General features: G+C 62.4%; 16 protein-coding genes. 12 read left to right on the top strand and 4 right to left on the bottom strand.

Going from position 1 to position 14,050, the window contains the following annotated elements:
- Window positions 1–103: 103 nt before the first annotated feature.
- Window positions 104–748, bottom strand: a complete 645-nt coding sequence (nth, locus tag FFS21_RS21735) for an endonuclease III (RefSeq protein ID WP_137926796.1) — start codon at window positions 746–748, stop codon at window positions 104–106.
- Window positions 745–1,593: an electron transport complex subunit RsxB gene (gene rsxB, locus FFS21_RS21740; protein ID WP_137926797.1), complete on the bottom strand. Its 849-nt coding sequence runs from the start codon at window positions 1,591–1,593 to the stop codon at window positions 745–747. Before rsxB ends, nth begins: the two co-directional genes overlap by 4 nt.
- Before the next feature lie 214 nt (window positions 1,594–1,807).
- Here rsxB and FFS21_RS21745 point away from each other — a divergent pair, with 214 nt between their 5' ends.
- The gene (locus FFS21_RS21745; RefSeq protein ID WP_137926798.1) at window positions 1,808–2,443 is read left to right on the top strand and encodes a TetR/AcrR family transcriptional regulator; all 636 of its coding nucleotides are present in this window, start codon (window positions 1,808–1,810) and stop codon (window positions 2,441–2,443) included.
- A gap of 72 nt (window positions 2,444–2,515) precedes the next feature.
- On the opposite strand, the gene FFS21_RS21750 is transcribed toward FFS21_RS21745, so the two are convergent.
- Together FFS21_RS21750 and FFS21_RS21755 are read right to left on the bottom strand one after the other, a co-directional pair.
- Entirely contained in the window at window positions 2,516–3,754 is a 1,239-nt protein-coding gene (locus FFS21_RS21750; RefSeq protein ID WP_137926799.1) for a polyhydroxyalkanoate depolymerase, read from the bottom strand.
- 242 nt (window positions 3,755–3,996) lie between these two features.
- Window positions 3,997–5,193: an amino acid aminotransferase gene (locus FFS21_RS21755; protein WP_137926800.1), complete on the bottom strand. Its 1,197-nt coding sequence runs from the start codon at window positions 5,191–5,193 to the stop codon at window positions 3,997–3,999.
- 156 nt (window positions 5,194–5,349) lie between these two features.
- On the opposite strand from FFS21_RS21755, the gene uvrB reads away from it, so the two are divergent.
- The 11 genes from uvrB to iscX all read left to right on the top strand — a co-directional run bounded on the left by uvrB (window position 5,350) and on the right by iscX (window position 14,047).
- Window positions 5,350–7,443, top strand: coding sequence for an excinuclease ABC subunit UvrB (gene uvrB, locus FFS21_RS21760; RefSeq protein WP_137926801.1), 2,094 nt, complete (start codon window positions 5,350–5,352; stop codon window positions 7,441–7,443).
- Between the two features lie 128 nt (window positions 7,444–7,571).
- A complete protein-coding gene (locus tag FFS21_RS21765) occupies window positions 7,572–7,793 on the top strand; it encodes a hypothetical protein (RefSeq protein WP_137926802.1) in 222 nt (73 codons plus the stop codon).
- Window positions 7,794–7,839: 46 nt separating this feature from the next.
- On the top strand, window positions 7,840–8,079 hold the full coding sequence (locus FFS21_RS21770; RefSeq protein WP_137926803.1) for a hypothetical protein: 240 nt from the start codon (window positions 7,840–7,842) through the stop codon (window positions 8,077–8,079).
- A gap of 228 nt (window positions 8,080–8,307) precedes the next feature.
- The gene (gene iscR, locus FFS21_RS21775; protein ID WP_137926804.1) at window positions 8,308–8,862 is read left to right on the top strand and encodes a Fe-S cluster assembly transcriptional regulator IscR; all 555 of its coding nucleotides are present in this window, start codon (window positions 8,308–8,310) and stop codon (window positions 8,860–8,862) included.
- Between the two features lie 73 nt (window positions 8,863–8,935).
- Window positions 8,936–10,156, top strand: coding sequence for an IscS subfamily cysteine desulfurase (locus FFS21_RS21780; protein WP_137926805.1), 1,221 nt, complete (start codon window positions 8,936–8,938; stop codon window positions 10,154–10,156).
- A 55-nt stretch (window positions 10,157–10,211) separates the two neighbouring features.
- Window positions 10,212–10,607 carry a Fe-S cluster assembly scaffold IscU gene (gene iscU, locus FFS21_RS21785; RefSeq protein ID WP_137926806.1) on the top strand — a complete coding sequence of 132 codons (396 nt, stop codon included), beginning with the start codon at window positions 10,212–10,214 and terminating at the stop codon, window positions 10,605–10,607.
- Window positions 10,608–10,629: 22 nt separating this feature from the next.
- The gene (iscA, locus tag FFS21_RS21790; protein ID WP_092292575.1) at window positions 10,630–10,950 is read left to right on the top strand and encodes an iron-sulfur cluster assembly protein IscA; all 321 of its coding nucleotides are present in this window, start codon (window positions 10,630–10,632) and stop codon (window positions 10,948–10,950) included.
- Between the two features lie 114 nt (window positions 10,951–11,064).
- The gene (gene hscB / locus FFS21_RS21795) at window positions 11,065–11,583 is read left to right on the top strand and encodes a Fe-S protein assembly co-chaperone HscB (protein ID WP_137926807.1); all 519 of its coding nucleotides are present in this window, start codon (window positions 11,065–11,067) and stop codon (window positions 11,581–11,583) included.
- Window positions 11,584–11,592: 9 nt separating this feature from the next.
- Window positions 11,593–13,458 (top strand): Fe-S protein assembly chaperone HscA, encoded by a 1,866-nt coding sequence (hscA, locus tag FFS21_RS21800; protein WP_137926808.1) that lies wholly within the window; start codon window positions 11,593–11,595, stop codon window positions 13,456–13,458.
- Window positions 13,459–13,491: 33 nt separating this feature from the next.
- A complete protein-coding gene (fdx, locus tag FFS21_RS21805; RefSeq protein WP_137926809.1) occupies window positions 13,492–13,830 on the top strand; it encodes an ISC system 2Fe-2S type ferredoxin in 339 nt (112 codons plus the stop codon).
- Window positions 13,831–13,852: 22 nt separating this feature from the next.
- A complete protein-coding gene (gene iscX / locus FFS21_RS21810) occupies window positions 13,853–14,047 on the top strand; it encodes a Fe-S cluster assembly protein IscX (RefSeq protein WP_137926810.1) in 195 nt (64 codons plus the stop codon).
- The last annotated feature ends 3 nt before the right edge of the window (window positions 14,048–14,050 follow it).

The following is a 14,050-nucleotide window of genomic DNA, read 5'->3' on the forward strand; positions in this document are numbered from 1 at the left end:
GCATAGCGTAGCAGTGTTGCCAGATTCGGTGGGGCTGGCGGGCGGCGTTTGGAAGGTTCCGCCCAACCTCGCGCTTTCCCGGATTGCGGCCCATTCCGAATGTCTAGACGTTTGGGGCTGGCGTTTTTGGCTTGAACTCGCAGAGCGGCTCGATCGCGCAGTGCCAGCATTCTGGCTTGCGCGCCTTGCAGACATAGCGGCCGTGCAGGATCAACCAGTGGTGGGCATCGTGCATGAACTCGGTCGGCGTGACCTTGAGCAGCTTCTGCTCCACGGCGTCGGGGTTCTTGCCCGGCGCCAGCCCGGTACGGTTGGCCACACGGAAAATGTGCGTGTCCACGGCGATGGTGGGATGGCCGAACGCCACGTTCAGCACCACATTGGCGGTCTTGCGCCCCACGCCCGGCAGCGCTTCCAGCGCCTCGCGCACCGGTGGCACCTTGCCGCCGTGCTGTTCCACCAGGATGCGGCACGTTTCCATCACGTGCTTTGCCTTGGTCTTGTATAGCCCGATCGTCTTGATGTATTCGATCAGCCCGGCCTCGCCGAGATCCAGAATCTGCTGCGGAGTATGGGCCACTGGATAAAGCTTGCGCGTGGCCTTGTTCACGCCCACGTCCGTGGCTTGCGCGGACAGCAGCACGGCGATCAGCAACTCGAATGGCGAGCTGTATTCGAGTTCCGTCTCGGGTGTGGGATTGACTTCGCGCAGGGTTTCGAAGATGGCAAGGCGCTTGGCTGGGTTCATGCGCGGGACGGGTCGTTGTCGTTGTCGTGTGGGCCGGGCAAGGTATCCGATGCAGATGTCCCCAATCCAAGCCGCGCGCGGCGGGCCTCGGCGGCATCGATCTGGGCCTGCACGGCGGGCGATACGTTTTCGGTATCGCGCGGCTTCGCCGCAGCCGCGGCCGCAGCCTTCTCGCGCGCCCGGGCCATGGCGGCCTCGATGATGGCTTTCTTGCGTGCCTGCGCAGCCCGTTCGGCATCGGATTCTACCGGTTCGGCTTGCAAGGCTTCGAGCTTGGCCGCAGCCTTCGCGGCCAGGCGCGCATCGTTCTCCTCGCGCTCACGGACCAGCCGCACTCGCCGCGACTGATAGCGAGCCTGCGCGGCATCGGCCTGTTCCTGCGACCACGCATCCCATCCGGTATTCGCACCGGTCACGGGGATCATCGCGATGCAGTCCACGGGGCAGGGCGCCACGCAGAGATCGCAGCCGGTGCACCAGTCGGGCAGCACGGTATGCATCTGCTTGGCCGCGCCGACGATGGCGTCGACCGGGCATGCCTGGATGCAGAGCGTGCAGCCGATGCAGAGCGATTCATCGATTCGGGCCACAGCACGGGGCTGTTCGATGCCGCGTTCGGGGTCGAGCGGCTGCGGCGCCGTGCCCAGCAGCGCGGACAATCGTACGATGCCCGTGGCACCCCCGGGCGGGCAGCGGTTGCTGTCGGCCTGACCCGTGGCCATGGCCTCGGCATAGGGGCGACAGCCATCGAACCCGCACTTGGTGCATTGGGTTTGCGGCAGCAGGGCTTCAAGACGGTCCGCCAGGCTGGCGGTGTCGGCTGCGGTGGGTTGGGAGTGGGTCACGACTGCGAGACTGCAAAAACGGATTCTGGGGGAGCGACTGGCACATCGGCACGCAAGCGCATCGGCGCGTCTCTGCCGGACGCGTTGCGGCAAGGATTATCCCCGATTTCGCCGCCATGCAGAAAAGGGGATCATGCGGCGTCACCCGTATGTGGGACAAGGGGAGGGGGTGACGGCTGTGCCATAATCCGCGCAATCGACAGACCGGAAATTCATGTCAAACGAGCCAAGAACCAAGCGGGATCCCGAGGGCACGCGTCGGCGTATCCTGGCGGCCGCCACCGAAGAGTTTGCCAAAGGCGGGCTGGCCGGTGCCCGCGTCGACCAGATCGCACGTCGGGCGGAAACCAACGAGCGGATGCTGTACTACTACTACGGCAGCAAGGAAGGTCTCTTCCTTACCGTGCTCGAAAAGCAGTACGCCGAATTCCGTGCGGCCGAGGAGCAGCTTCACATCACGGACGAAGACCCGGTGGCGGCGGTCCGCACGCTCGCCCGATTCGTCTGGGACTGGTACTACGCGCATCCCGAATTCATTCGGCTGGTCAACAGCGAGAACCTGCACGAGGCGCGGCACCTGAAGAAATCTTCGCAACTTCACCAGTTGATCAACCCCGTGGTGGATGTGCTGGCCGACATCATCCGGCGCGGCCAGCAACAGGGCGTGTTCCGTGATGGCATCGACGTGCCGCAGTTCTACCTGACCATTTCGGCGCTCGGCTACTATGTGCTGTCGAACCGGTACACGATCAGCGCCGTGATTGGCCGCGACGTGGCCTCCGAAGAGGAACACGCCCGCTTTGCCGAGCTGCATACGGACATGCTGCTGTCCTACCTGACCAATCGCTGAAGGTTGCTGACATCCGCCGAAAGCAAAACGCCCGCAAGAAATTTGCGGGCGTTTTGCTTTGGCAGAAGACCTTCAGTGCTTCCGGATGAAGTCGCGCAGTTCCGGATAGATGTTCTCGCGCCAGCGGCGGCCCGAGAAAATCCCGTAGTGGCCGCACTTCGGCGCGGTGATATGTTGCTTGCGCGCTTTCGGGATACCTTCGCACAGGTCGTGTGCGGCAGCCGTCTGGCCAGCACCTGAAATATCGTCCAGCTCGCCCTCGATAGTCAGCAGGGCGGTGCGCTTGATGTCTTGCGGACGCACCGGCGCACCATCGATTTCCCACGTGCCGTTAGCCAGCCGGAATTCCTGGAACACCTCGCGGATCGTGTCGAGGTAGTAGTCGGCGGCCATGTCGAGCACGGCGTTGTACTCGTCGTAGAACTTCACGTGCGCGTCGGCGTCGTCGGAATCGCCCTCGACCAGACTCAGGTAATAGTCATAGTGCGAGGAGAGATGGCGGTCCGGGTTCATCGCCACGAAGCCGGCATGCTGCAGGAAGCCGGGATAGACCTTGCGGCCATGACCCGGATAGTTGGCAGGCACCGTGTAGATGACGTTGTTCTCGAACCACTCGAACGATTTGTTCGTCGCCAGCGAGTTGACCGACGTCGGGCTCTTGCGGGCATCGATCGGGCCGCCCATCATCGTCATCGTGCGCGGCGTCTTCTCGCCGGCCGAAGCCATCAGCGAAATCGCCGCCAGCACCGGCACCGTCGGCTGGCACACCGAGACCACATGCAGGTTTTCCGCGCCGATATGGCGAATGAATTCCTGAATGTAGTAGATATAGTCCGAAAGGTGGAAGGCACCGTCTTCGGCCGGGACCATCCGGGCATCCACCCAGTCGGTCACATAGACCTTATGATCCTGCAGCAACGTGCGCACCGTGTCGCGCAGCAGCGTGGCGTGGTGGCCGGACAGCGGCGCGGCCACCAGGACCACCGGCTCGTCCTTGAGCAGCTTGATGGTCTCGGGATCGTCGGCGTACCGCTTGAAGCGGATCAGCTTGCAAAACGGCTTTTCCAGCACCGTCTGTTCGACGATGGGAATGTCGCGCCCGTTGGAACGCACGGCCTTGATATCGAACGCCGGCTTCTCGTATTCCTTGCCGAGCCGGTATAGCAGCTCGTAGCCTGCCGCCAGCCGGGGCGCACCCGGCAGCAGCGAGAGGGGGCTGAGGGGATTGATAAACGTCTTGGCGGTCGCCTGCATCCACGCGGTAAGCGGGTTCAGCATCGAGCGCTGGAATTCATGCAATTGATAAAGCATGCCTGTCTAGCCTTTATTGTCGCGAGTGACTCGCACAACGATTATGCCCGCAATCGAACGATCGTGCTCTGCAGCATATCTCTCAAAGGTACGCCGCCAGCCGCGGAAGACAATAGGACATTGGCGCTATATCGGGATGACATCCGCCGACAAAACGGAAAAAGGCGACCGGAGTGGCTTCCAGGTCGCCTTTTTCGACTGGGTGTTGCATTTTGGTGCAACGCCCAGATGCAGCAAATCGCTTAGTAGACGGCGGCGATGGCTTTCACCACGGCGTCGATGTTGCGGCTGTTCAGTGCGGCCACGCAGATGCGGCCCGTGCCCACGGCGTAGATGCCGTGTTCGGTACGCAGGCGGTCCACCTGGGCCGAGGTCAGGCCCGAGTACGAGAACATGCCGCGCTGCGCCTTGACGAACGAGAAGTCGCCCGGCACGCCAGCGGCGGCCAGCTTGTCCACCAGCGCATTGCGCATCAGCTTGATGCGGTCGCGCATCTCGCCCAGTTCCTGCTCCCACATGGCGCGCAGTTCCGGGCTGTTCAGGACGGTGGCGACTACGGTGCCACCGTGGGTCGGCGGGTTCGAGTAGTTCGTGCGAATGACACGCTTGATCTGCGACAGCACGCGCTGCGCTTCGTCCTTGCTGGTCGTCACGATCGAGATCGCGCCCACGCGCTCGCCGTAGAGCGAGAAGCTCTTCGAGAACGAGCTCGACACAAAGAAGGGCAGGCCCGACTCGGCGAACAGGCGCACAGCGGCGCCGTCCGGCTCGATGCCGTCGGCAAAGCCCTGGTAGGCCATGTCGAGGAACGGAATCAGGTTGCGTTCCTTGACCAGTTCCACCACCTGCTTCCACTGGGCTTCATTCAGATCCACGCCGGTGGGGTTGTGGCAGCACGCGTGCAGCACGACGATCGTGTTGGCCGGGTACGACTTCAGCGATTCCACCATGCCGGCGAAGTTCAGGCCGTGGCTCGGGGCATCGTAATAGGCATAGTTCACTACCGGGAAACCGGCGGCTTCGAACAGCGCGCGGTGGTTTTCCCAGCTCGGATCGCTGATGGCGACCGAAGCATCCGGATACAGGCGCTTCAGGAAGTCGGCGCCAATCTTCAGGGCGCCCGTGCCGCCAAGTGCTTGTGCGGTCACAACGCGGCCTTCCGTGATCAGGGCCGATTCCTTGCCGAACAGCAGGGTCTGGACAGCCTGGTCATACGCGGCAATGCCTTCGATCGGCAGGTAGCCACGGGGCGTGGCGGTCGTCAGGCGTGCCTTTTCGGCCTCCTGCACAGCGCGCAGCAGCGGAATTTTCCCTTCGTCTGTGAAGTACACGCCAACGCCCAGATTCACCTTGGTGGGACGCGTATCGGCATTGAATGCTTCATTCAGGCCCAGGATCGGGTCGCGCGGGGCCATCTCGACGGCAGAAAACAAACTCATTTGGAATCTCGTGGTCAGCTGTGTAACAAAACGGAGGGCGTAGAATGCTTCGGACTGCGCTGGGCTGCGGCAGATCGGCAATGGGGTTGAACCGTTCCGCGCAACCCCAAGATTCTAGCGTATCCGCCCGTTTTCCTGAGGTATTTCCCTAATTTCATGACGAATCTCGCTGAAGCCGCCCCCGTTCTCGACGAAGACAAGTTCGTTACTTTTCCGGGGTCCCCGTTCCAGCTCTATCAGCCCTATCTACCGGCCGGCGACCAGCCCGAGGCGATCCGCCAACTGGTGGAAGGGGTAGAGGATGGGCTGTCGTTCCAGACACTGCTGGGGGTAACCGGCTCCGGCAAGACGTTCACGATGGCCAACGTTATCGCGCGGATGGGGCGGCCAGCCATCGTATTTGCGCCAAACAAGACGTTGGCAGCGCAACTGTATTCGGAATTCCGGGAGTTCTTTCCGCGCAACGCCGTCGAGTATTTCGTCAGCTACTACGACTACTACCAGCCTGAAGCCTACGTGCCGCAGCGCGACCTGTTCATCGAGAAGGACTCGTCCATCAACGAGCACATCGAGCAGATGCGGCTGTCGGCCACCAAGAGCCTGCTGGAACGGCGCGATACGATCATCGTGGCGACGGTGTCGGCCATCTACGGTATCGGCAATCCGAGCGAATACCATCAGATGATTCTGACGCTGCGCAACGGCGACAAGCTGAGCCAGCGCGACATCATTGCGCGGCTGATTGCGATGCAGTACACGCGGAATGACGCGGACTTCCAGCGTGGCACGTTCCGCGTGCGCGGCGACACGCTCGACATCTTCCCCGCCGAGCATGCCGAAATGGCCGTTCGCGTGGAACTGTTCGATGACGAAGTGGATTCGCTGCAGTTCTTCGATCCGCTGACAGGGCGCGTGCGTCAGAAGATTCCGCGCTTCACGGTCTATCCGTCGAGCCACTACGTCACGCCACGCGAGACCGTGCTGCGCGCGATCGAAAACATCAAGGTGGAGTTGCGCGAGCGACTGGATTTCTACTACAAGGAAAACCGCCTCGTCGAGGCCCAGCGGCTGGAACAGCGCACGCGCTTCGATCTGGAAATGCTGACCGAACTCGGCTTCTGCAAGGGCATCGAGAACTATTCGCGGCACCTGTCCGGCGCCCAGCCGGGCGAACCGCCGCCGACGCTGGTGGACTACCTGCCGCCGGACGCGCTGATGTTCCTCGACGAGTCGCACGTGCTGATCGGCCAGCTCAACGGCATGTACAACGGCGACCGCGCCCGCAAGACCACGCTGGTCGAATATGGCTTCCGGCTGCCGTCCGCCATGGACAACCGGCCGCTCAAGTTCGACGAGTACGAGCGCAAGATGCGTCAGGCCGTCTTCGTGACCGCCACGCCCGCGAACTACGAGAAGGAACATGCCGGCCAGGTCGTGGAGCAGGTGGTGCGGCCCACGGGGCTGGTGGACCCGACGATCGAGGTCCGTCCGGCCACCACGCAGGTGGATGACCTGCTGGGCGAGATCCATGCGCGGGTCAAGGTCAACGAGCGCGTGCTGGTGACCACGCTGACCAAGCGCATGGCGGAGCAACTGACCGAGTTCTTGTCCGAGAACGGCGTCAAGGTCCGCTATCTCCATTCGGACATCGACACGGTCGAGCGCGTGGAGATCATCCGCGATCTGCGCCTGGGCACGTTCGATGTGCTGGTGGGGATCAACCTGCTGCGCGAAGGCCTGGACATTCCGGAGGTATCGCTCGTGGCGATCCTCGATGCTGACAAGGAAGGCTTCCTGCGTGCCGAGCGATCGCTGATCCAGACCATCGGCCGGGCAGCACGGAACGTCAACGGTACCGCCATCCTCTACGGCGACCGGATGACGGACTCGATGAAGGTGGCGATCAGCGAGACCGAGCGCCGCCGCGCCAAGCAGATGGCGCACAACGAGGCCCACGGCATCACGCCGCGCGGTGTGGTCAAGCGGATCAAGGACATTATCGACGGCGTGTATGACCCGGACGACGTCAAGGCCGAATTGTCCGCTGCCGCGGAGCGCGCGAAGTACGAGGACATGAGCGAGAAGCAGGTGGCCAAGGAAATCAAGCGCCTGGAGAAGCAGATGCTCGAACACGCCAGGAATCTTGAATTCGAGAAGGCTGCCCAGGTACGCGACAGCCTGGCCAAGCTGCGTGCGCAGGTGTTTGGTGGCGCCGCCGATGGCGACCATCTGTTGCCGCCGTCAAGCTGAGGCAATCCCCGATCCAGCAAGAGGCGCTCCCGGTGCCCATGTTGCGGCACGGCATCCTATAGTGATGAAGGACATCCGCGTCCGGAGCCCCGCAGTCGTCGTGCCGCATCACGAACCAGGAGCGCGCCATGGTCACGCAGTTCGAATACGGTGGATATGCTGTCGTGGCCCGCGCCATCCGACATGCGGCCGGCGGCTTTGCCGGTGTGGTGACGATTGCCGACGCATTTGGGGAGCCGGGCGGCCCCACGTTTGAAACCGAGACAGGCACGGCCGAAACGCCAGAGGCGGCACTCGCCCTGGCCGAGGCCGAAGCCATGCGCACCATCGACGCCGGTGAAGTGAACTGACCACGGGCGCAGGTTGGGCCAAGACACAGCTGGCCGGGAGACAGGAATGGCGTATAGCAGTGAATGGAAGAAGAAGGTGTTCGAGACGCACGAGATCCAGGTGCTCGTGAAACCTCGCAATCCGGTGGACTGGGACTTCACGGTACGGGTCTGCCGCAAGGGGACCAACATCCGCGCTGCCAGCACGCTTGTGGAGAATGCGCCGGCCTCGGCGCACTACAAGTCGCCGGAGGAAGCGGAAGCCGCGGGCTTCGCGCGTGGCAAGGTTCTAGCCGAACAGCTATAGATTCCCAGACTGTGATAGCAGCAAGTCGGGCTGTGCCGAAATTTGCCGCAGCCGGTAAAATCGCGCCCTGATTCGGCCATCACGGCCAAAGGCGCGCTGCCAGGCGGTTTTCAGGGTCATCGTTATGGCTTTCGGAACAGTGCATTGCAGCACGGGGAACTTGACTGATTTAGTCGGGATATCGTAAACTCGACCGAAATCCTCAAGTATTCCCTCTCCCCGAGCATCATGAGACTGACCACCAAAGGCCGTTTCGCGGTAACCGCCATGATCGACCTGGCTATGCGCCAGGATCAGGGACCCGTCACATTGGCGGGTATCAGCCAACGCCAGAAGATCTCGCTGTCGTATCTCGAACAGCTCTTCGGCAAACTGCGCCGCCATGAGATCGTGGAAAGCGTGCGTGGCCCGGGGGGCGGATACAGTCTTGCCCGCAAGGCCGAAGACGTTACGGTTGCAGACATCATCATCGCCGTGGACGAACCGCTCGATGCCACCCAATGCGGCGGCAAAGGCAATTGCAATGGCGATGAAGGCACAGGCCGCTGCATGACCCATGAACTGTGGGCCACGCTGAACCAGAAGATGGTCGAGTACCTCGATTCCGTCTCCCTGAAGAATCTGGTTGACCAGCAGCGCGCCCGCCAACCGGCCGTGCTGCACGACCGGCGCGAAGACGCCGCGCAACAACCGGTCACCCTATCCCGCAATAAAACCGAAAAACAGGAAAAGCCTGCGCGCGCCCGCGTGGTCAATTCGGTGTTCAGCCTCGCCCAGTCGTAAGCAAGGCTGTAGTATTATACTAAACTATCGGTAGGCAGTACGCGATAAGCGATCCCTATAAGGCAGTCATAAGATGAGCACCACCCCACACTTCCCCATCTACATGGATTATTCGGCCACGACGCCTGTGGACCCGCGCGTCGCCGACAAGATGATTCCGTACTTGCGCGAGCAGTTCGGCAATCCGGCCTCGCGTAGCCACGCCTACGGGTGGGACGCCGAGCGTGCAGTGGAGGAGGCGCGCGAGCAGGTTGCCGCGCTGGTGGGTGCCGATCCGCGCGAGATCGTGTGGACTTCGGGTGCGACCGAATCGGACAACCTCGGTATCAAGGGCGCGGCCAATTTCTATTCGGGCAAGGGCAAGCACATCATCACCGTGAAGACCGAGCACAAGGCCGTGCTTGACACCACGCGTGAACTGGAGCGCCAGGGCTTCGAGGTGACGTACCTCGATGTCAAGGATGACGGTCTGATCGACATGGACGTGTTCAAGCAGGCACTGCGCCCGGACACGATCCTGGTGTCGGTAATGCTTGTGAACAACGAAATCGGTGTGATCCAGGACGTCGAGCAGATCGGCGAGATCTGCCGCGAGAAGGGCATCATTTTCCACTGCGACGCTGCGCAGGCCACGGGCAAGGTCGGTATCGACCTGAGCAAGCTGAAGTGCGACCTGATGTCGTTCTCGGCCCACAAGACCTATGGCCCGAAGGGCATCGGCGCGCTGTACGTTCGCCGCAAGCCACGCATCCGCATCGAAGCGCAGATGCACGGCGGTGGACACGAGCGCGGCATGCGTTCGGGCACGCTGGCTACGCACCAGATCGTCGGCATGGGCGAAGCATTCCGCCTGGCCCGCGAGGAAATGGCCACCGAGAACGAGCGTATCCGCATGCTGCGTGATCGCCTGTGGAACGGCCTGTCGTCGATGGAAGAGGTGTACCTGAACGGCTCGATGGAACACCGCGTGCCGCACAACCTGAACGTCAGCTTCAACTTCGTGGAAGGTGAATCGCTGATCATGGCCATCAAGGATGTGGCCGTGTCGTCGGGTTCGGCTTGCACGTCGGCATCGCTGGAACCGTCGTACGTGCTGCGCGCGCTGGGTCGCAATGACGAACTGGCGCACAGCTCAATCCGCTTCACCGTTGGTCGTTTCACGACGGAAGCGGAAGTGGACTACACCGTCGAACTGCTCAAGAACAAGATCGGCAAGCTGCGCGACCTGTCGCCGCTGTGGGAAATGTTCAAGGACGGCGTCGACCTGAATTCGATCCAGTGGGCTGCGCACTGAGCGTAGCCGGCAGTCATAACAAGAACCCCATAAAGATTCGTCAGAGGTAGCCAAAATGTCTTACAGCAACAAGGTTCTCGACCACTATGAAAATCCGCGTAACGTTGGTTCGTTCGACAAGAACGACGACGCGGTGGGCACCGGCATGGTCGGCGCTCCGGCCTGCGGCGACGTGATGAAGCTGCAGATCAAGGTGAACGAATCGGGCGTGATCGAAGACGCCAAGTTCAAGACCTACGGTTGCGGCTCGGCCATCGCGTCGTCGTCGCTGGTGACCGAATGGGTCAAGGGCAAGACCGTGGATCAGGCGCTGGAAATCAAGAACACGCAGATCGCCGAAGAACTGGCGCTGCCGCCGGTGAAGATCCACTGCTCGATCCTCGCGGAAGACGCCATCAAGGCGGCCGTCGAGGACTACAAGAAGAAGCACGGCGTCGCGCAAGCCGCGTAATTTTTCTGACAGCAAGGCAAAGATGATCACAATGACCGAAAAGGCGGCGAAGCACGTCGCCCGCTACCTCGAACGTCGTGGCAAGGGCGTGGGCCTGCGCGTCGGCGTGAAGACCACTGGCTGCTCGGGCCTGGCGTACAAGCTTGAGTATGTGGACGAGGTGCTGCCCGAGGACCAGGTCTTCGAGACGCGTGGCCTCAAGGTCATCGTGGATCCGAAGAGCCTGCCGTACATCGACGGCACCGAACTCGATTTCGCACGCGAGGGGTTGAACGAGGGTTTCCGATTCAACAATCCGAACGTCAAGGACGAGTGCGGTTGCGGCGAGTCGTTCCGGGTCTGACCCGACGCCGCGTCCGCATCGGCAAGATGCGCGGCGCGGCAATACGACAAGGGGGCGGCATGACCGCTCCTTTTTGTTGGCAGAACTGTTGGCGAAGTTTTTGAAAGACGCGCTTTGAAAGACGATTTCTTCTCGCTGTTCGGGCTGCCCGCCCGGTATGACGTGGATGAGGCGGCGCTGGAGGCTGCCTACCGGACAGTCCAGTCGCAGGCCCACCCGGACCGTTTCGCCAATGCCGGCGATGCCGAGCGGCGCGTGGCCATGCAGTGGGCTGCGCATGCTAACGAGGGCTACCGGACGCTGCGCCAGCCGCTGAAGCGCGCCATCTACCTGTTGCAATTGCGCGGTGTGGATATCCAGGCCGAAAGCAATACGGCGATGGCGCCTGCCTTCCTGATGCAACAGATGGAATGGCGTGAAGCATTGCAGGACGCGGTGGAAACGCGCGATGTCGGGCAACTGGACAGCCTGCTGCGCGAGCTGCGACAGGAAAAGCGCGATCGTCACGCGGCGCTCGGTGCATTGCTCGATGGCGCGGATAACGACGCCGCAAGCGCGGCTGCGCGCCAGCTGATGTTTATCGAAAAGATCGAGCACGACGCCAGCGAGGCGATCGATCGGCTCGAAGATTAGAAGATTCTCATGGCACTGCTCCAGATTTCCGAACCCGGCATGTCCACGGCGCCTCACCAGCGCCGGCTTGCCGTGGGTATCGACCTCGGCACCACCAATTCGCTGGTGGCTGCCGTACGCAACAGCATTCCCGAAGTCCTGCCTGACGAAAGCGGCCGCGCGCTGCTGCCGTCCGTGGTGCGCTATCTGCCGAACGGCGCGGCGCATATCGGCTACAAGGCCCAGGACGAGGCAGTACGCGATCCCAAGAACACCGTGATTTCGGTCAAGCGCTTCATGGGCCGCGGCCTGCGGGACGTGACCAATATCGAGCACAGCCCGTACGATTTCGTCGATGCGCCGGGCATGGTGCAGATCAAGACCGTGGCGGGTGTAAAGAGCCCGGTGGAAGTCTCGGCAGAGATTCTGGCGACGTTGCGTCAGCGCGCCGAGGATTCACTGGGCGACGATATCGTGGGTGCCGTGATCACGGTGCCGGCGTACTTCGATGACGCGCAGCGCCAGGCAACGAAGGATGCGGCGCAACTGGCTGGTCTCGACGTGCTGCGCCTGCTTAACGAGCCGACGGCTGCGGCCATTGCCTACGGTCTCGACAACGCTGCCGAAGGCATTTACGCCGTGTACGACCTGGGCGGCGGCACTTTCGATATCTCGGTGCTCAAGCTCACTAAGGGTGTGTTCGAGGTGATGTCGACCGGCGGCGATTCCGCACTGGGCGGCGATGACTTCGACCAGCGCCTGATGTGCTGGATCGTCGAGCAGGCCGGCTTGCAGCCGCTGTCCGCCGAGGACATGCGCTTGCTGATGGTGCGAGCCCGTGCGGCCAAGGAAGCGCTGTCGTCGAGCGATACCACCGTGATCGACGCGGTACTGAACAGCGGCGAGATCGTGCATCTGCCGCTGGACGCCGACACCTTTATCGATATCACGAAGCATCTGGTGCAGAAGACGCTGGCGCCCGTGCGCAAGTCGCTGCGCGATGCCGGCGTGGGCCCCGAGGACGTGAAGGGCGTGGTGCTGGTGGGCGGCGCGACGCGCATGCCCGCCATCCGCAAGGCGGTGGGCGAGTATTTCGGCCAGCAGCCGCTGACGAATCTGGACCCGGATCGTGTGGTGGCGCTGGGCGCCGCGATGCAAGCCAACCTGCTTGCTGGCAACCACGCACCGGGCGACGACTGGCTGCTGCTCGACGTGATCCCGCTCTCGCTGGGCGTGGAAACGATGGGTGGCCTGGTCGAAAAGATCATCCCGCGTAACAGCACCATTCCAGTAGCGCGTGCGCAGGAGTTCACGACGTTCAAGGATGGCCAGACGGCCATGGCGATCCACGTGCTGCAGGGCGAGCGTGAACTGGCGAGCGATTGCCGCTCGCTGGCCCGCTTCGAGCTGCGCGGTATTCCGCCGATGGTGGCGGGTGCGGCGCGTATTCGCGTGACTTACCAGGTGGATGCCGACGGCCTGCTGTCGGTGTCGGCGCGCGAGACCAATTCGGGCGTGGAAGCGTCCGTGACCGTGAAGCCTTCGTACGGATTGGCCGATGACGACATCGCCCGGATGCTGCAGGAAAGCTTCCGCGAAGCCGAGCACGACATGAAGAGCCGTGCGCTTGCCGAAGAACGTGTCGAGGCCGATCGTCTGGTGGAAGCCACCGGACGTGCGCTCGAAGTCGATGGCGACCTGCTCTCGGATGCGGAGCGCGCGGACGTGGATGCGCTGATGGCGAGCGTGCGTGACATCGCCCGGGGCGAGGACCACCACGCGATCAAGGCGGCGGTGGAACGGCTGTCGCATGGTACCGATGAATTTGCCGCGCGCCGCATGGATCGTTCGATCAAGAGCGCGCTGGCTGGAAAGAAGGTGGAGGACCTCGGCTAAGCGCCGGGTCCGCACGGAAAGCACAGGAAAGAAATGCCACAGATCATCGTCTTGCCCCACGTGGAATTGTGTCCCGAGGGCGCTGTTTTCGAAGCCAGCACCGGCGTCAGCGTTTGCGATGCGCTGCTGACGAACGGTATCAACATCGAGCACGCGTGCGAGAAGTCATGCGCCTGCACCACGTGCCATGTGGTGGTGCGCGAGGGTTTCAACTCGCTGGAAGATGCCGAGGAAACCGAGGAAGATTTGCTCGACAAGGCGTGGGGGCTGGAGCCCAACTCGCGACTGTCGTGCCAGGCTATCGTCGCCGACGAAGACCTGACCGTCGAAATTCCGAAATACACGATCAACCACGCCAAGGAAGGCCACTAAGGCCCACGCGAGGAGTTTCCCCATGAAATGGACCGATACCTACGACGTTGCCGCAGCGCTGTTCGACAAGTTTCCCGATGTCGATCCGCAGACGGTGCGCTTCACGCAACTGCGCCAGTGGGTGCTTGAACTGGATGGGTTCGACGACCTGCCGGAACGCTCGGGCGAGAAGATCCTCGAAGCGATTCAGCAGGCTTGGATCGAGGAGGCAGCCTGAGGG

It is taken from the genome of Cupriavidus sp. 2SB (genome assembly GCF_005503625.1).
Classification (GTDB): Bacteria; Pseudomonadota; Gammaproteobacteria; order Burkholderiales; family Burkholderiaceae; genus Cupriavidus.

Bases quoted from the DNA above. Each gene is read 5' to 3' on its own strand.
- FFS21_RS21745 (WP_137926798.1), top strand. From the start codon at position 1,808: ATGTCAAACGAGCCAAGAACCAAGCGGGATCCCGAGGGCACGCGTCGG.
- iscU (WP_137926806.1), top strand. From the start codon at position 10,212: ATGTCTTACAGCAACAAGGTTCTCGACCACTATGAAAATCCGCGTAAC.
- fdx (WP_137926809.1), top strand. From the start codon at position 13,492: ATGCCACAGATCATCGTCTTGCCCCACGTGGAATTGTGTCCCGAGGGC.
- iscR (WP_137926804.1), top strand. From the start codon at position 8,308: ATGAGACTGACCACCAAAGGCCGTTTCGCGGTAACCGCCATGATCGAC.
- hscA (WP_137926808.1), top strand. From the start codon at position 11,593: ATGGCACTGCTCCAGATTTCCGAACCCGGCATGTCCACGGCGCCTCAC.
- uvrB (WP_137926801.1), top strand. From the start codon at position 5,350: ATGACGAATCTCGCTGAAGCCGCCCCCGTTCTCGACGAAGACAAGTTC.
- FFS21_RS21780 (WP_137926805.1), top strand. From the start codon at position 8,936: ATGAGCACCACCCCACACTTCCCCATCTACATGGATTATTCGGCCACG.
- FFS21_RS21765 (WP_137926802.1), top strand. From the start codon at position 7,572: ATGGTCACGCAGTTCGAATACGGTGGATATGCTGTCGTGGCCCGCGCC.
- iscX (WP_137926810.1), top strand. From the start codon at position 13,853: ATGAAATGGACCGATACCTACGACGTTGCCGCAGCGCTGTTCGACAAG.
- FFS21_RS21755 (WP_137926800.1), bottom strand. From the start codon at position 5,193: ATGAGTTTGTTTTCTGCCGTCGAGATGGCCCCGCGCGACCCGATCCTG.
- nth (WP_137926796.1), bottom strand. From the start codon at position 748: ATGAACCCAGCCAAGCGCCTTGCCATCTTCGAAACCCTGCGCGAAGTC.
- iscA (WP_092292575.1), top strand. From the start codon at position 10,630: ATGATCACAATGACCGAAAAGGCGGCGAAGCACGTCGCCCGCTACCTC.
- FFS21_RS21750 (WP_137926799.1), bottom strand. From the start codon at position 3,754: ATGCTTTATCAATTGCATGAATTCCAGCGCTCGATGCTGAACCCGCTT.
- FFS21_RS21770 (WP_137926803.1), top strand. From the start codon at position 7,840: ATGGCGTATAGCAGTGAATGGAAGAAGAAGGTGTTCGAGACGCACGAG.